This is a genomic window from Massilia sp. NP310, from assembly GCF_019443485.1.
Taxonomy (GTDB): Bacteria; Pseudomonadota; Gammaproteobacteria; order Burkholderiales; family Burkholderiaceae_D; genus Telluria; species Telluria timonae.
In genome coordinates this window covers 3838791-3854920 of record NZ_CP080379.1, presented here as the reverse complement: position 1 = coordinate 3854920, position 16130 = coordinate 3838791, and the positions used below count along the sequence as shown (strand labels likewise).

Genomic DNA, 16130 nt, shown 5'->3' with positions numbered 1-16130 from the left:
AAAGTCAATGATTTTGTCGTCGCCAGAAGCGGATTTCACCTCCAATTATCTGATTTGCATAACTTCAATCCCAAGCGGGTAATCTCGTGTCGTCGATCACTTACATGCATTGAAGTATCTATACTGTGTCTTTCCTGAACTTGCTATGGATGGCGATGACCAATCGACTCTCGACGCTGAATGCCCGCCTGGCCGGCCCGCTTTTGCTCGCGGCCCTGATGAGTTCCAGCCCTGCGATTGCGCAATCGCTCCCTGCCAGCTGCGAGATGGGTGAACTGGCCACGGTGCCGCTCACGTTCACCGACGATCTGCGTCCCATCATGAAGGCCAGTCTCAACGGTTCCCCTATTTCCGCCGTGGTGAACATCGGCTCGCCACAAACCATCGTCCTCAACAAGAAGACCCTGGATCGTCTCGCCATCAAGCTACGTCATGTCACCAGTACCACGTTCCAGGAAAGCAGGAGCGGCACAACGGATTTCATCCCGCAAGGTTAATTCATGCCGTCTGGCCAATTCATCGTCAGGGAAGGCGTGACGACATTCGTCGACGACGCCTCTTTCGGTCGGACGAAGCTGACGGACAGCTGGTATCTGGTCGAGGATTTTATGGACGACACTTTTGGCGCAAGGGTCGGCGCCGGCAATCTCTTGCTCACGGATCTCGAGGTCGCCCTGGACGAGGGCTATCTGAAACACTTCAACCCGCAAGGCTGCTTCAGGGAGCATCTCGCCTACTGGGACCCGAACGCCGTCGCCGTCCCCATCCGGGTAGACCTGTGGAAGCGCGATCCACGTCCGGTGTTCAGCGTGCTCATCAACGGCAAGGAGGTCTGGGCGCTATTGTCGACGGCGACGCCGCATTCCTACCTTCCGGCAGTCGCCGCGGAGCGGCTGGGATTGACGCCCGCCGCATCCGGCGCGACCCGTGAGGAACCGCTTCCCGGCCACGGCCAGGACAAGCCGGTGTGGAACGTGCCAGTAGGTCAGATGTCGATCGGCGGACTCGAGGTCAAGGACTTCAATGTGCGCCTGATGGACCTGCCGTATTCAGGCGCGATCCTGATATTGGGCACCGACTTCCTGCACCGCCACCGGACCTATATCGCGATGAGCCAGCGGCAGGTGTACTTCTCCGCCGTCAAGAATCCGATCCTGAAACGCGGCTCGGTCGAAGTGATCTCGCAACCGGTGAAATAAGGCGCCGTCACTGCGCCGTCACCGTCACCGGCTCGGCCGTCGGCGCCACGCTCTGCCCGCGGCTGATGCTGTCGCCATCGTTGCGGCGCAGGCGCCAGAACACGGCCGAGGAGAGCAAGGTCAGCACCGCCAGGACGGCGAAGCCATGGTGCAGCGCCTGCGTCACCTGGCCCTGGTTGGTTTGCGACACCCCGCCCAGGAACCAGGCGGTGACGATCGACCCTGCCGCCAGGCCAAAGCTCATCGACAATTGCTGGAACGAGCTGGAAATCGTGCTGGCCATGCTGGTATCGGCCGGCTCGACGTCGGCATAGGCCAGCGTGTTCATGCTCGAGAACTGCAGCGAGTTGAAGAAGCCCTGCATCAGGCCGATGCCGACGATCACCGCCAGCGGCGTGCCGGCATCCACCAGCGTGAACATCGCAATGGTCACGCCGATCATGATCGTATTCACCAGCAGCACCCGGCGATAGCCGAAGCGCGCCAGCAAGCTGGGCGCGAACACCTTCATGCCCATTGCCGCCAGCGCCGACGGCATCATCAGCAAGCCCGATTGCCATGCCGGCAGTCCCAGGCCCAGCTGGTACAGCAGCGGCAGCAGGAAGGGCAGGCCGCCGACGCCGAGACGGGTGAGGAAGCCGCCCAGCACCGCGATACGGAAGGTGCGCACCTTGAGCAGGGTCAGGCGCAGGAGCGGGAATTTGGTCCGGCAGGCATGCCAGGCATACGCGCCCAGCAGGCCGAGCGCCAGCAGGAACAGCAGGCCGGCCGTCATGCCGTCGAGCGTATGCTCGCCAAACACTTCCAGCACCCACGACAACAGGGCGGTGCCGCTGCTGAACAGGATCAGGCCGGGCACGTCGAGCGGACGCCGCTGTTCGGAACGGTAGTCAGGCATATGGCGCCAGACAAAATACAGCGCAGCCAGTCCGACTGGAATATTGACGAAGAAGATCACGCGCCACGAGGTCCAGTGCACGATCAGGCCGCCGACCGTCGGCCCCAATAGTGGCCCGATCAGGGCAGGGATGATGACGAAGTTCATCGCCCCCAGCAGCTCGTTCTTGGGGAAGGTGCGCACGATCGACAGGCGGCCGATCGGGATCATCATGGCGCCCCCCAATCCTTGCAGCAGCCGGGCGCCGGTCATCATGTGGGCGCTCACTGACAGCCCGCACAGCACCGATGCGAAGGTGAACACGGCAATGGCCGTGAAGAACACGCGTCGAGTGCCGAAGCGGTCGGCCATCCAGCCGCTCAAGGGAATGCCGACCGCAAGGCCGAGGATGTAGCTGGTGACGACCGACTTCAGGCTCAGTGGGGTGACGCCGAGGCTGGCGGCAATGCTGGGAATGGCGGTATTGACGATGGTCGCATCGAGCTGCTCCATGAACAGGGCAGTCGCGACGAGCCAGGGAAGGTAGCGCTTGAGGGTGGGCGAAGGGGTCAATCGGGCCTCGTGAAAACGGCAGGCGGCAGTGGCCGCCAGAGGCACGATTGTGTCACAAACTGCAAGACGACCGCGCCATGGACCGGCCGCTGCCGGCCCATGCGCGCATCATGCACATCAGAAGCGGTAAGCCGCCTTGGCGATGAACCAGTTGGCGCCCGCGTTCGGGCTCTTGATGCTGGCGTTCGAGTAGTGCTGGTACTTCAGGCCGAAGTCCCATTTCTGGGTGGTGTAGCCGATGCCGATGTGGTCGCCGAACTGGAAGGCGGTCGACAGTTCCTTGTCTTCGTTCTTGTACAGGGTCGAGAACAGGTTGACGCCGATACCGATCTCGCCATACAGGCCGAGCTTGTTGTCATTCTGGTAGCGGAACACCGGGGTGAAGCCGATGACGCCGATGTTTTTGTTCTGGCCACGGACGTTCTCGTAGGAATTCAGGCGCCACAGGGCCAGGTTGCCTTCCCAGTAGCCCGACAGGTGACGGCCGTTGCCGGCGAACCAGCGCTTGTCCCAGTCGGACTGGACCGCGATGCGGTACATGCGCTGCTGCGGGTTGGTGCCGACTTCAAACGAGGCGGAGTCGATGTAGCCATTGCCGACGGTGGACTGGGCCGAGGCGAACGGAGCGAACAGCGCGGCGCAGAGTGCAGCCAGCGCGCTGATTTTCTTGGTAGTGATCATGGTTATCCTTGGAAGGAAAAAGCGTCATTCTTATTTGATACGCTATTGTACAAGCGAGAACAATAGCGTGCTGGCGGCCACGCAACCATGCGGCGAAGGTATCATAGACGCCCGCTGCGACATAACCACATCAACAATAATGGCCGAACCAACCGCTCCAACCGAACCAAGCATCGCTCCGTTATACCCGCTCGCCGCCCCCATGGCGCGCCAGCCCGAACCCGCGGTGCTGCCGCACGATCCGGTGGGCGAGCACATCGCCGCCCACCTGGGCAAGCCCGCCCTGTACTTCCACGAGACCCAGGCCGACGGCGTCCAGGTCGACATCCACGTGGTCAAGCCGACCGCGTCCTATCCCTATGTGCGCCTGGTGACATCGGGCATGAGCAAGCAGCCGATGAACGTGCCGGAAGGCGCGCCGGCGTATGCCGAGCTCATGATGGCCCTGCCGGCGAACTGGCAGCTGGACGAAGCCGCGATGCAGGACGAGCGCTGGTACTGGCCGGTGGCCCTGCTGCGCCACCTGGCGCACTATCCGCACAAGGAGCGGACCTGGATCGGCCTCGGCCACTCCTTGCCGAACGGGAACCCGGCCAAACCGTATATCGCTAGCATCGGCTTCTGCGGCGCCATCGTGCTGCCGCCCGCATCGAGCCCGGAACCGTTCCATTCGGTCACGGTCGACGGCAAGGACGTCTATTTCCACTGCGTCGTGCCGCTCTACAAGGAAGAGCTGAACCTGGCGCGCCGCCGCGGCTTTCCGGAACTGATCGACAAGTTCAATGAGTACGACGTCACCGACGTGGTCGACCCGGCGCGCAAGAACACGGCCCGAAAGAAATTCCTCGGGCTGTTCTAAGGCTTAGGCCACCGGCAGGCTCATCTCCGCCAGCCGCACCCAGTAGCTGGCGCCGATCGGCAGCAGGTTGTCGTTGAAGTCGTAGCTGGCATTGTGCAGCTGGCAAGGGCCGAGCCCATGGCCGCCGGCGCGGTGATCGCCTTCGCCATTGCCGATGAAGACATAGCAGCCCGGCTTGGCTTGCAGCATGAAGGCGAAGTCCTCGGCGCCCATGGTCGGTTCGACATCGGCATTGACCTGGGCCGGGCCCACCACCGCGCGCATCGCCTCGATCGCGAACGCGGTCTGTTCCGGATGGTTGACCAGCGGCGGGTAATTGCGCTTGAAACCGAAGTCGATGCTGGCGCCAAAGCCAGTTGCGATGCCATTCGCCATTTCTTGCATGCGGCGCTCGACCAGGTCGAGCACCTCGGTGGTGAAGGTGCGCACCGTGCCGACCAGTTCGGCTTCATCGGGGATGATATTGGTGGCGCTGCCGGCATGGATCTGCGTGATGGACAGCACCGCGGTATGCAGCGGGTTCTTTTCGCGCGAGACGATGGTCTGCCAGGCTTGCGCGATCTGCACCGCCACCATCACCGGATCGATGCCGCGATGCGGCTGCGCCGCGTGCGCGCCCTTGCCGCGCACGGTCACGCGGAACTCGTTACTCGAGGCCATCATCGGGCCGGAAACGACGCCGAAATGCCCTTCCGGGATGCCTGGCCAATTGTGCATGCCATACACGGCGTCCATCGGGAAGCGCTCGAACAGGCCGTCGTCGATCATGCGCTTGGCGCCGCCGCCGCCTTCCTCGGCCGGCTGGAAGATCAGGTACACGGTGCCGTCGAAGTTGCGGTGCTGCGCCAGGTAGTGGGCGGCGCCGAGCAGCATCGCGGTGTGGCCGTCATGGCCGCAGGCGTGCATCTTGCCCGCGTGGGTCGAAGCATGCGCGAAGCCGTTCAATTCTTGCATCGGCAGCGCGTCCATGTCGGCGCGCAGGCCGATCGCGCGTTGCGAGGCGCCGTTCTTGATGATGCCGACCACGCCGGTCACGCCCAGGCCGCGCACCACGGGGATGCCCCATGCGCCCAGGCGTTCGGCAACGATGTCGGCGGTGCGGTGTTCTTCGTAGCACAGCTCCGGGTGGGCATGCAGGTCACGTCGGATGGCCTGGATCTCTGCTTGAGACGCCAGGATAGGTTCCACTAGTTTCATCGTGTTCTCCTCGCTGTTTGCGAATGTGTTACCACGCTGTCCAGTCTTTGCATGGCATCGTTTTAACTATTGTAGCTTGCCTCAAACAGACTTGACAGAGGAGGGCGCGAAGCCCGCCGGAATCGTATAAAGTATTGGATTCACGCAGTTTTTTCACCGAAGTCCGATAAGAAAATGACCATTACCCACGTCCGTGCGACCTGCCCCCACGATTGTCCCGACACCTGCGCCATCCTCGTCAAAGTCGAAGACGGTGTCGCGAAAGAAGTGAAGGGCGATCCGGAGCATCCGACCACGGCCGGGGTGTTGTGCACCAAGGTGTCGCGCTACGTCGACCGCACCTATCACCCGGACCGCGTGCTGTATCCGATGCGCCGCGTGGGCCGCAAGGGAGAAGGGAAATTCGAACGCATCAGCTGGGACGAAGCGCTCGACACCATCGCAGGACGTCTGAAAGACATCGGCGCACGCGACCCGCAAGCCATCCTGCCGTATAGCTATTGCGGCACCATGGGCCTGGTGCAGGGCGAATCGATGTCGCTGCGCTTCTTTAATAAACTGGGCGCCTCGCTGCTCGATCGCACCATCTGCGCCACCGCCGGCGCCACCGGTTACCGCTACACCATCGGCAGTTTGATCGGCACCGACCTGGAGGAATTCCAGGACGCCAAGCTGATCCTGATCTGGGGCGGCAACCCGATCGCATCCAACCTGCATTTCTGGATGCGCGCGCAAGAAGCCAAGCGCCGTGGCGCAACGCTGATCGCGATCGATCCCTATCGTTCCCTGACGGCCGAGAAGTGCCACCAGCACATCGCCCTGTTGCCAGGCACCGATGCGGCGCTGGCGCTGGGCATGATGCACGTCCTGATCACCGAAGACCTGCTCGACCACGACTATATCGAGCAACACACGCTCGGCTTCGAACCCCTGAAGGCGCGCGCCCTGGAGTGGACGCCGGAACGCACCGCCGACACCTGCGGCATCACGGTCGACGAAGTGGTCAACCTGGCGCGCCTGTACGGACAAACCGTCAAGAATGGCGACGCGGCCGCGATCCGCATCAACTATGGCATCCAGCGCGTGCGCGGCGGCGGCATGGCGGTGCGCAACATCGCCTGCTTGCCGGCGCTGGTGGGCGCCTGGCGCCTGCCGGCCGGCGGGATCCAGCTGTCGACCTCGGCGTCGTTCCCGACCAACCGCCCGGCCTTGCAGCGCCCGGATCTCCTGGCGGGCCGCACGCCGCGCACGATCAATATGACCACCATCGGCGACGACCTGCTCAGGGAAGCGTCGCCCGGGTTCGGCCCGAAGATCGAAGCCGTCATCGTCTACAACGCCAACCCGCTGGCGATCGCGCCCGATTCGCGCAAGGTGCAGCAGGGCTTCGAGCGCGAAGACCTGTTCACCGTGGTGCTCGAACACTTTCATACCGATAGCGCCGACTATGCCGACATCCTGTTGCCGGCCACCACCCAGCTCGAGCACGTCGATGCGCACCTGGCTTATGGCCACCTGTACATGATGGCGAATAACGCCGCCATCGCCCCGGTGGGCGAATCGAAACCGAACACCGAATTCTTCCGCCTGCTGGCGGCGCGCATGGGCTATGACGACCCGTGCTTCCTGGAGAGCGACGACGAGATCGCGGCCCAGGCCTTCAACAAGAACGATGCGCGCGCGATCCACTTCGACTGGGAGTCGCTCAAGCGCAGCGGCTGGAAAAAGCTGAACATGCCGGCCGCGCCGTTCGCCGAGGGCGGTTTCACGACCCCGTCCGGCAAGTGCGAGTTTTTCTCGGAGAGCATGCTCGCCGATGGGCTCGATCCGGTGCCCACGTATATTCCGCCTTACGAGTCTGTTGCTTCCAACCCTGTACTGGCCGAAAAGTACCCGCTGGCGATGATTTCTCCGCCGGCGCGGAACTTCCTCAACTCGACGTTTGTCAATGTAAAGAGCCTGCGCGCAACTGAGGGCGAACCGCACCTCGACATCCACCCGGACGACGCCGCGGCACGCGGCATCGCCCACGGCGACATGGCGCGCATTTTTAACGACCGCGGTTCGTTCATCGCCCGCGCACGCGTGACCGACAAGGCGCGTGCTGGATTGGTAGTGGGCTTGTCGATCTGGTGGAAGAAACTCGCCAGCGACGGCAAGAACGCCAATGAAGTCACCAGCCAGCGTTTGACCGACATGGGCCGGGCGCCCACTTTCTACGACACCCTCGTGCAGGTCGAAAGAGCTGCACCCTTGACGCGAGATGAAACCATCTAGATTTTCCCAGGCCTTCAAGCCAGTCATGGTCGCGGCAGCCGCGGCCCTCATGTTGTCAAGCTGCTCATCCCTCTCCTACTACACCCAGGCCGCGCAAGGCCAGCTGCAATTGCTGACCAATGCGCGCCCGATCGACGACTGGATCGCCGATAGCAACACCAACGTCAAGTTGCGCCACCGCCTCGAATCGGCGCGCCAGATCCGCCGCTTCGCCATCCAGGAAATGAAGCTGCCCGACAACGGCAGCTATACCAACTACACCAATCTCGGCCGGCCCTACGTGTTGTGGAACGTGGTCGCCACGCCCGAGCTGTCGCTCAAGCCCATCCAGTGGTGCTTCCCGGTGGCCGGCTGCGTCAGCTATCGCGGCTACTACAGCAAGGCCGAGGCCCAGGCCTATGCCAAGCAATTGCGCGCGCAGGGCAACGACGTCGAGGTCGGGGGCGTGAGCGCCTACTCGACCCTGGGCTGGTTCAGCGATCCCCTGATGTCGACCTTCATCAATTATCCGGACGCCGAGCTGGCGCGCCTGATCTTCCATGAACTGGCGCACCAGGTGGTCTACGTGGCGGGCGATTCGCAGTTCAACGAATCCTTCGCCAGCGCGGTGGAGCAGGCCGGCGTGGAAGCCTGGCTCGAGCGCTTCGGCAATCCCCAGATGAGCGAAGCGTACGAGCGCTACAAGACCCGCAAGAGCGACTTCCTGGCCCTGCTGTTGCGCTATCGCGGCGAGCTGGAGCGTACGTACAAGAGCATGGAGCCCGACGGCGTCAAGCGCGCGGCCAAGGCGCGCCTGTTCCTGGCGCTGCAGGACGACTACCAGGTGCTCAAGGCGAACTGGGGTGGCTACGCGGGCTACGACCGTTTCTTTGCCGAGCCGCTGTCGAACGCCCACCTGGCCTCGGTGGCGACCTATAACGATTTCGTGCCGGCGTTTCGCGTTTTGCTGCGCCGCGAGAAGTCGTGGCGCGGCTTCTACAAGGCTGTCAACCAGCTGGCCAAGCTCGACAAGGAAGAGCGGCATCGCGTGCTCAAGCGCCTGGGCGCGACGGCCACGCCGGGCACGCTGGTGGTGCAGCGCACCATCGGTGCGTCTCCGTAGAGGACCGGTTCCAATCGCGGTAAAACCGCTTGCGCACAGGGGCGCTGCCCGATAGCATCACCATCAGCGATGGCAAACCTATAAGCCACGTGTGCAGGCGCGCCGGCAAACACCTCCGGCCGCCCGACCAGAACGATAAAAAATCGAGACAGAGGTGAGCGATGGACAAAATTTGGCTGCAGTCGTATGCCCCGGGCGTGCCTGCGGAGATTGATCCGGATCAATACCGCTCCTTGGTGCATTTGCTCGAAGAATCCTTCAGCAAATATGCGGACCGCAAGGCCTATGTGTGCATGGACAAGTTCATCACCTACGGCGAACTCGATGCGTATTCGAAGCGGCTGGCCGCCTGGCTGCAGAGCCGCGGCCTGGCCCCCGGCGCGCGCGTGGCGATCATGATGCCGAACGTGCTGCAGTATCCGATCGCGCTGGCCGCCGTGCTGCGCGCCGGCTACACCGTCGTCAACGTCAACCCGCTGTACACCGCGCGCGAACTGGAGCACCAGATCGGCGACTCGGGCAGCGAAGCGATCATCGTGCTGGAAAACTTTGCCCACACCGTGCAGAAGGTGATGGGCAAGACCCCGCTGCGCCACGTGGTGGTGGCCAGCATGGGCGAGATGCTGGGCGGCGTGAAGGGCATGCTGGTCAACTTCGTGGTCCGCAACGTCAAGAAGATGGTGCCCGAGTTCTCGCTGCCGAACATGGTCACCTTCAAGGAAGCGCTGGCCCAGGGCGAGCGCATGCCGTTCAAGCCGGCCGAGCTCAGGATCGACGACGTCGCCTTCCTGCAGTACACGGGCGGCACCACCGGCGTCTCGAAAGGCGCCACGCTCACCCACCGCAACGTGATCGCCAACGTGCTGCAGACCGAGGCCTGGGCCGAGCCGTGCATGCAGCAGGCCGCGGGCGAGCAGGTCACGATCGTGTGCGCGCTGCCGCTGTACCACATCTTCGCGCTGACCGCCTGCGCGATGTGGGGCATGCGCATGGGCGCCCTGAACGTCCTGATCGTGAACCCGCGCGACATCCCGGCCTTCGTCAAGGAACTGGCAAAGTACCGCGTCAACATGCTGCCGGCCGTGAACACGCTGTACAACGCGCTGGCCAACAACCCCGACTTCGCCCACCTCGATTTCTCGGCGCTGCGCATGTGCAACGGCGGCGGCATGGCGGTGCAAAAGCCGGTGGCCGACAAGTGGCGCCAGATCACCGGCGTGGCCATCGTCGAAGGCTACGGCTTGTCCGAGACCTCGCCGGTGGCCACCTGCAACCGTGCCGACAGCACCGAATTCACCGGCACCATCGGCCTGCCGGTGCCGTCGACCGATATCGCGATCGTCGACGACGAAGGCCGCCACATGGCGCCGGGAGAAATCGGCGAGATCGCCATCCGCGGCCCGCAGGTGATGACCGGCTACTGGAACCGTCCGGACGAAACCGCGAAGGTGATGACCGCCGACGGTTTCTTCCGCTCGGGCGACGTCGGCGTCATGGACGCCGGCGGCTACGTGAAGATCGTCGACCGCAAGAAGGACATGATCCTGGTCTCGGGCTTCAACGTGTATCCGAACGAGCTCGAAGGCGTGATCGCCGGCCATGCGGGCGTGCTCGAATGCGCCGTGGTCGGCGTGCCCGACGACCATTCGGGCGAGGCGGTCAAGGTATTCGTGGTAAAGAAAGACCCTGGCCTCACGGCCGAACAGCTGATGGACTACTGCAAGCAGCAGTTCACCGGCTACAAGCGACCGAAGTACATCGAATTCCGCGACGAGCTGCCGAAGACCAACGTCGGCAAGATCCTGAGGCGCGCGCTGAGGGACGAGAAAAAGCAGGCGGAGACGGTGGCATAAGCATTGTGACGGGACTACCCCGGCGAAAGCCGCCCCGTCGGGCGGCTTTCGCGTTTTATTGGAACCAACAAGGAAGGCAGGACAGATGGACAAATTTTGGCTCTCGTCGTACGAGAACGGCGTGCCGGCTCAGATCGATCCGACCCAGTACCGCTCGCTGACGCATTTGCTGGAGGAGGCGTTTCGCAAGTACGCCGACCGCAAGGCCTATGCCTGCATGGGCAAGTCCATCACGTTCGCGGAACTCGACGCCATGTCGCAGCGCATGGCGGCCTGGCTGCAGGCGCGCGGGCTTCAAGCCGGCGCGCGCGTGGCGATCATGCTGCCCAACGTGCTGCAGTATCCGGTGGCGCTGGCCGCCGTGCTGCGCGCCGGCTACGTGGTCGTCAACGTCAACCCGCTGTACACGCCGCGCGAGCTGCAGCACCAGCTGGTCGACTCGGGCGCCGAGGCGATCGTGGTGCTCGAGAACTTCGCCCACACGCTGGAGCAGGTGGTGCGCCAGACGGGGGTGAAGCATATTGTCCTGGCCACCATGGGCGACCTCCTGGGCGGCCTGAAAGGCTCGCTGGTCAACCTGGTGGTGCGCAAGGTCAAGAAGATGGTGCCGGCCTATTCGCTGCCGGGCGCGGTCGGTTTCAACAAGGTGTTGGCCGAAGGCGCGCGCGAGACCCTCAAGCCGGTCGCGATCGGCCACGACGACGTCGCCTTCCTGCAGTACACCGGCGGCACCACCGGCGTGTCGAAGGGCGCGGTGCTGCTGCACCGCCACGTGATCGCCAACGTGCTGCAGAACGAAGCCTGGTTCGGGCCGACCCTTGCCAAGCTGAAGGCCGGCGAACAGCCGCAGTTCGCCTGCGCGCTGCCGCTGTACCACATCTACGCGCTCACGGTCTGCGCGCTGCTGGGCCTGCGCATCGGCGGCATGAACCTGTTGATCCCGAACCCGCGCGACATCAAGGGCTTCGTGAAGGAGCTGGGCGGTTATCGCATCAACATCTTCCCGGCCGTGAACACGCTGTACAACGGCCTGCTCAACAACGACGATTTCGCCAGGCTCGATTTCTCGGGCCTGATGGTGTGCCCGGGCGGCGGCATGGCGGTGCAGAAGGCCGTGGCCGACAAATGGCTCAAGACCACCGGCATCCCGATCGTCGAGGGTTACGGCCTGTCCGAGACCTCGCCGGTGGTGACCGCCAACCGCTGCGACATCACTGAATTCACCGGCACGATCGGCTTGCCGCTGCCGTCGACCGAGCTGCGCATCCTGGACGAGGCGGGCAACGAAGTCCCGTTCGGCACCGCCGGCGAGATCGCCGTGCGCGGCCCGCAGGTGATGGCCGGCTACTGGCAGCGCGACGACGAGACGGCCAAGGTCATGACCGCCGACGGCTTCTTCAAGACCGGCGACATCGGCATCATGGACGACAAGGGCTATACCCGCATCGTCGACCGCAAGAAGGACATGATCCTGGTCTCGGGCTTCAATGTCTATCCGAACGAAGTGGAGGGCGTGGTGGCCGCGCACCCGGGCGTGCTGGAAGTGGCGTGCGTGGGCGTGCCGGACCAGAACTCGGGCGAGGCCGTGAAGCTGTACGTGGTGAAGAAGGACGCCGACCTCACCACCGAGCAGCTCAAGGAGTTCTGCAAGGAGCAGCTGACCGGCTACAAGCGGCCCAAGTTCATCGAGTTCCGCGAGACCCTGCCGAAGACGAACGTCGGCAAGATCCTGCGGCGCGAACTGCGCGACGAGAAGAAGAGCGCCTGATGCCGAAGGCCGCCGATCCGGCGGCCTTTTTCTTTACCGGTGCGCCACCAGCGATTCGAGCGGCGGCAGCTGGCGCGGCTTGCGGTCCGGGCCGGTGGCGACATAGGTCAGCGTCGCCTCGGTCACCTTGACCACCTCGGCCGCCAGGCGGTTGCGCTCGGCGTACACCTCGACGAAGACGGTGATCGAGGTGTTGCCGACCTTGGTGATGTCGGCGTAGAACGACAGCAGGTCGCCCACGAACACCGGGTTCTTGAACAGGAAGGAGTTGACGGCGATGGTCGCCACGCGGCCGTTGGCGCGGCGGGTGGCCGGCAGCGAGCCGGCCAGGTCGACCTGGGCCATGATCCAGCCGCCGAACACGTCGCCGTACACATTGGCGTCGGAAGGGGCGGGCATGACGCGCAGTTCCGGCATTTTGCCTGCGGGGAGGCGGACCGTGGTGGGCGTGGTGACGGTGTTGTCTAGCGTGGTCATCGTGAATTCTCGGTAAAAGCTACAATCGACCCGAATTGAACCATAAATCCCGAAGCCCCGTCATGCGCCGCAATTCCGCTCCACTCCCGCCCGATACCAAAGCTGGTCCCCGCAACGACTGGGCCACCCTCAAAACCCTGTTCCCCTACCTGTGGGTCTATAAATGGCGGGTGATGGCCGCCATGGCCGCGCTGGTCGGCGCAAAACTGGCCAACGTCGGCGTGCCGCTGGTGCTCAAGAAGATCATCGACGGCCTGGCGATCGACCCGGCCCACCCGCATGCGCTGCTCGTGCTGCCGCTCGGGCTGCTGGTCGGCTACGGCCTGCTGCGCCTGTCGATGACGGTGTTCACCGAGCTGCGCGAATTCCTGTTCGCGCGCGTCACCCAGCGCGCGGTGCGCACGATCGCGCTCAAGGTGTTCCGCCACCTGCACGCGCTGTCGCTGCGCTTCCACCTGAACCGCCAGACCGGCGGCATGACGCGCGACATCGAGCGCGGCACGCGCGGCGTCAATTCACTGATCTCGTATTCGCTGTTTAACATCTTGCCGACCCTGGTCGAGATCACGCTGGTGCTGGTCTACCTGGTGTTCAACTACGATATCTGGTTCACCATCATCACGGCGGTGGCGCTGGCGTCCTACATTACCTTCACGGTGGTGGTCACCGAATGGCGCACGCACTTCCGGCGCACCATGAACGAGCTCGAATCGAAGGCGTCCACCAAGGCGATCGACTCGCTGCTCAACTACGAGACGGTCAAGTACTTCGGCAACGAGGACTACGAGGCGCGGCGTTACGACGAAGGCCTCAAGAACTACGAGAACGCCGGGGTGCGCTCGCAGACTTCGCTGTCCTTCCTGAACACCGGACAGTCGCTGATCATCGCGACCGCCGTCACGCTGATCCTGTGGCGCGCGACCGAGGGCGTCATCGCCGGCACCATGAGCCTGGGCGACCTGGTGCTGGTCAATACCTTCATGATCCAGCTCTACCTGCCGCTCAACTTCCTGGGCGTGATCTACCGCGAGATCAAGCAAAGCCTGGCCGACATGGAACGCCTGTTCGGCCTGCTGGACCAGAACCGCGAAGTGGCCGACAGTCCCAAGGCCCAGCCATTGGTGACGAAAGGCGCCGAGGTCGCGTTTTCGCACGTCGAGTTCAGCTACGAGGCCAAGCGGCAAATCCTGTTCGATGTCGACTTCACGATTCCCGCCGGGACCACGACCGCGGTGGTGGGGCATAGCGGCTCGGGCAAGTCGACCCTGTCGCGGCTGCTGTTCCGCTTCTACGACGTGAACGGCGGCGCGATCCGCATCGACGGCCAGGACCTGCGCGACATCACCCAGGAATCGCTGCGCGCCGCGATCGGCATCGTGCCGCAGGACACGGTGCTGTTCAACGACACGATCGAATACAACATCGCCTACGGCCGGCCCGGCGCCAGCCGAGAGGACATCGTGGCGGCCGCGCGCGCGGCCTCGATCCACGACTTCATCGAGAGCCTGCCGGACGGCTACGGCAGCATGGTGGGCGAGCGCGGCCTGAAACTGTCGGGCGGCGAAAAGCAGCGGGTGGCGATCGCGCGCACCTTGCTCAAGGATCCGGCGATCCTGATCTTCGACGAGGCCACGTCGGCCCTCGATTCACGCTCGGAGCAGGCGATCCAGGCGCAGCTGAAGGAGATCGCGAAGAACCGCACGACCCTGGTGATCGCGCACCGCCTGTCGACGATCGCCGATGCGCAGCAGATCATCGTGCTCGACCACGGCAGGATCGTCGAGCGCGGCACGCATTATTCACTGCTGGCGGAGCAGGGCCTGTATGCGCAGATGTGGGAGCGGCAGCTGGCGCGGCCCGACGAGGACGTGGCCTCGCCGCCGCTGGAAATGGCGGAAGGCATGGACGGCGCGCCATCCATGCCGAACGCGCGTTCCTGACGGCTCAGGGCTGCTTGTACACCACGCCGTCCTTCATCACGAACTTGACCTGCTCGAGCACCTTCACGTCCTTGAGCGGGTCGCCCTCGACCGCGATGATGTCGGCCGCGAAGCCCGCGTCGACCGCGCCCAGGCGCTTCGGCTGGTCGAGCAGGGTGGCCGCGTTCACGGTGGCCGAGCGGATCGCGTCGATCGGCGTCATGCCCGCTTCGACCATGTAGCCGAACTCCCTGGCGTTCTCGCCGTGCGGGAACACGCCGGCATCGGTGCCGAAGGCAATCTTCACGCCGGCCTTGTAGGCACGGCCGAAGGTGGCTTGCAGCTGCGGGCCGATCGCGGCCGCCTTCGGGCGCACCAGCGCCGAATAGTAATTCGGATCCTTGGCCTTGTCCGCAACGTAGCGGCCGGCCGAGATGGTCGGCACGTACCAGCCGCCGCCCTTCTTGAACAGGGCGATGACCTCGTCGTCCATCAGGGTGCCGTGCTCGATCGAGTCGACGCCGACGCGCAGCGCGCGCTTCATGCCTTCGGCGCCGTGGGCGTGGGCGGCGACGCGGAAACCGTAGTCCTTCGCGGTGCTCACCACGGCGCGCAGCTCGTCCTCGGTGTACTGCGAGTTGTGGCCGCTGGCGGCCTGGCTCAGGACGCCGCCGGTGGCGGTGACCTTGATCAGGTCGGCGCCGTCCTTGTAGCGGGTGCGCACCGCCTGGCGCGCTTCCTCGGGGCTGTTCAATACACCTTCGACCGGGCCGGGCGTGCCGATCTTCTCGGACAGGAAGTGCGACAGGTTGTTGGTCGGGTCGGCGTGACCGCCGGTGGTGGCCAGCGATTTCCCGGCGGTGAACATGCGCGGGCCCGGCACTTCGCCGGCGGCGATGGCGCGCTTGAGCGAGATGTTCAGGTTGTCGGCGGCGCCCAGGTCGCGCACCGTGGTGAAGCCGGCCATCAGGGTGCGCTCGGCGTACTTCACCGAACGATAGGCCATGTCGGCCGGATTGGCGGCCAGGCGGTCGCGGTAGGCGTCGACCGCGGGCTGGGTTTCGCTGGTCAGGTGCACGTGCATGTCGATCAGGCCCGGCAGGCAGTTGTGGCGCGACAGGTCGATATTGCCCGCAGCCTGCGTCATCGGCCCCACCGACACGATGCTGCCGTTCTCGATCACGATGCTGACGCGCTCGCGCCAGGCGCCTTTCTGGACGTCCAGCAGCCGGCCGCAGTCGACCGTCTGGGTGGCGGCGTGCGCGCTGTTCAGGGCCAGCAGCATGCCGGCGGCAACCATCTGTTTCATCTCTCGCTCCCTCTTTTCATTATTGACGCATAAAAAAAA

General features: G+C 64.2%; 13 protein-coding genes. 8 read left to right on the top strand and 5 right to left on the bottom strand.

The genetic code is table 11. From position 1 onward, the window contains the following. Positions 1 to 155 precede the first annotated feature (155 nt). Together KY496_RS16925 and KY496_RS16920 are read left to right on the top strand one after the other, a co-directional pair. Positions 156 to 497, top strand: coding sequence for a hypothetical protein (locus KY496_RS16925; RefSeq protein ID WP_219861675.1), 342 nt, complete (start codon positions 156 to 158; stop codon positions 495 to 497). 3 nt (positions 498 to 500) lie between these two features. Further along, positions 501 to 1199: a retropepsin-like aspartic protease gene (locus KY496_RS16920; protein ID WP_219861673.1), complete on the top strand. Its 699-nt coding sequence runs from the start codon at positions 501 to 503 to the stop codon at positions 1197 to 1199. A 7-nt stretch (positions 1200 to 1206) separates the two neighbouring features. Here KY496_RS16920 and KY496_RS16915 read toward each other — a convergent pair whose 3' ends face one another. Together KY496_RS16915 and KY496_RS16910 are read right to left on the bottom strand one after the other, a co-directional pair. Continuing rightward, positions 1207 to 2649 (bottom strand): DHA2 family efflux MFS transporter permease subunit, encoded by a 1443-nt coding sequence (locus KY496_RS16915; protein ID WP_219861671.1) that lies wholly within the window; start codon positions 2647 to 2649, stop codon positions 1207 to 1209. A gap of 117 nt (positions 2650 to 2766) precedes the next feature. After that, the gene (locus KY496_RS16910; protein ID WP_005664670.1) at positions 2767 to 3330 is read right to left on the bottom strand and encodes an acyloxyacyl hydrolase; all 564 of its coding nucleotides are present in this window, start codon (positions 3328 to 3330) and stop codon (positions 2767 to 2769) included. Positions 3331 to 3532: 202 nt separating this feature from the next. Between KY496_RS16910 and KY496_RS16905 the strand changes: the two genes are divergently transcribed. Beyond that, positions 3533 to 4189, top strand: coding sequence for a suppressor of fused domain protein (locus tag KY496_RS16905; RefSeq protein WP_005664672.1), 657 nt, complete (start codon positions 3533 to 3535; stop codon positions 4187 to 4189). A gap of 3 nt (positions 4190 to 4192) precedes the next feature. Here KY496_RS16905 and KY496_RS16900 read toward each other — a convergent pair whose 3' ends face one another. Further along, positions 4193 to 5386: a M20 aminoacylase family protein gene (locus tag KY496_RS16900; protein ID WP_005664674.1), complete on the bottom strand. Its 1194-nt coding sequence runs from the start codon at positions 5384 to 5386 to the stop codon at positions 4193 to 4195. A 174-nt stretch (positions 5387 to 5560) separates the two neighbouring features. Here KY496_RS16900 and KY496_RS16895 point away from each other — a divergent pair, with 174 nt between their 5' ends. The 4 genes from KY496_RS16895 (at position 5561) to KY496_RS16880 (ending at position 12386) form a co-directional block, all read left to right on the top strand. After that, entirely contained in the window at positions 5561 to 7663 is a 2103-nt protein-coding gene (locus tag KY496_RS16895) for a molybdopterin-dependent oxidoreductase (protein ID WP_219861669.1), read from the top strand. A gap of 25 nt (positions 7664 to 7688) precedes the next feature. Beyond that, positions 7689 to 8765 (top strand): aminopeptidase, encoded by a 1077-nt coding sequence (locus KY496_RS16890; protein WP_005664678.1) that lies wholly within the window; start codon positions 7689 to 7691, stop codon positions 8763 to 8765. A gap of 161 nt (positions 8766 to 8926) precedes the next feature. Further along, on the top strand, positions 8927 to 10618 hold the full coding sequence (locus KY496_RS16885; protein ID WP_219861668.1) for a long-chain-fatty-acid--CoA ligase: 1692 nt from the start codon (positions 8927 to 8929) through the stop codon (positions 10616 to 10618). Positions 10619 to 10703: 85 nt separating this feature from the next. Beyond that, on the top strand, positions 10704 to 12386 hold the full coding sequence (locus tag KY496_RS16880) for a long-chain-fatty-acid--CoA ligase (protein WP_219861666.1): 1683 nt from the start codon (positions 10704 to 10706) through the stop codon (positions 12384 to 12386). 33 nt (positions 12387 to 12419) lie between these two features. On the opposite strand, the gene KY496_RS16875 is transcribed toward KY496_RS16880, so the two are convergent. Continuing rightward, positions 12420 to 12863 carry an acyl-CoA thioesterase gene (locus KY496_RS16875; RefSeq protein WP_219861664.1) on the bottom strand — a complete coding sequence of 148 codons (444 nt, stop codon included), beginning with the start codon at positions 12861 to 12863 and terminating at the stop codon, positions 12420 to 12422. Between the two features lie 62 nt (positions 12864 to 12925). Between KY496_RS16875 and KY496_RS16870 the strand changes: the two genes are divergently transcribed. Further along, positions 12926 to 14803 carry an ABC transporter ATP-binding protein/permease gene (locus KY496_RS16870; protein WP_219861663.1) on the top strand — a complete coding sequence of 626 codons (1878 nt, stop codon included), beginning with the start codon at positions 12926 to 12928 and terminating at the stop codon, positions 14801 to 14803. Between the two features lie 4 nt (positions 14804 to 14807). Here the strand turns inward: KY496_RS16870 and KY496_RS16865 are convergent, their stop codons facing one another. Further along, entirely contained in the window at positions 14808 to 16091 is a 1284-nt protein-coding gene (locus KY496_RS16865) for an amidohydrolase family protein (protein WP_219861661.1), read from the bottom strand. Between the last annotated feature and the right edge of the window lie 39 nt (positions 16092 to 16130).

Excerpts from the sequence above, each read along its gene's own strand:
- KY496_RS16925 (WP_219861675.1), top strand. The coding sequence starts at position 156 with ATGACCAATCGACTCTCGACGCTGAATGCCCGCCTGGCCGGCCCGCTT.
- KY496_RS16920 (WP_219861673.1), top strand. The coding sequence starts at position 501 with ATGCCGTCTGGCCAATTCATCGTCAGGGAAGGCGTGACGACATTCGTC.
- KY496_RS16910 (WP_005664670.1), bottom strand. The coding sequence starts at position 3,330 with ATGATCACTACCAAGAAAATCAGCGCGCTGGCTGCACTCTGCGCCGCG.
- KY496_RS16905 (WP_005664672.1), top strand. The coding sequence starts at position 3,533 with ATGGCGCGCCAGCCCGAACCCGCGGTGCTGCCGCACGATCCGGTGGGC.
- KY496_RS16900 (WP_005664674.1), bottom strand. The coding sequence starts at position 5,386 with ATGAAACTAGTGGAACCTATCCTGGCGTCTCAAGCAGAGATCCAGGCC.
- KY496_RS16895 (WP_219861669.1), top strand. The coding sequence starts at position 5,561 with ATGACCATTACCCACGTCCGTGCGACCTGCCCCCACGATTGTCCCGAC.
- KY496_RS16890 (WP_005664678.1), top strand. The coding sequence starts at position 7,689 with ATGGTCGCGGCAGCCGCGGCCCTCATGTTGTCAAGCTGCTCATCCCTC.
- KY496_RS16885 (WP_219861668.1), top strand. The coding sequence starts at position 8,927 with ATGGACAAAATTTGGCTGCAGTCGTATGCCCCGGGCGTGCCTGCGGAG.
- KY496_RS16880 (WP_219861666.1), top strand. The coding sequence starts at position 10,704 with ATGGACAAATTTTGGCTCTCGTCGTACGAGAACGGCGTGCCGGCTCAG.
- KY496_RS16875 (WP_219861664.1), bottom strand. The coding sequence starts at position 12,863 with ATGACCACGCTAGACAACACCGTCACCACGCCCACCACGGTCCGCCTC.
- KY496_RS16870 (WP_219861663.1), top strand. The coding sequence starts at position 12,926 with ATGCGCCGCAATTCCGCTCCACTCCCGCCCGATACCAAAGCTGGTCCC.
- KY496_RS16865 (WP_219861661.1), bottom strand. The coding sequence starts at position 16,091 with ATGAAACAGATGGTTGCCGCCGGCATGCTGCTGGCCCTGAACAGCGCG.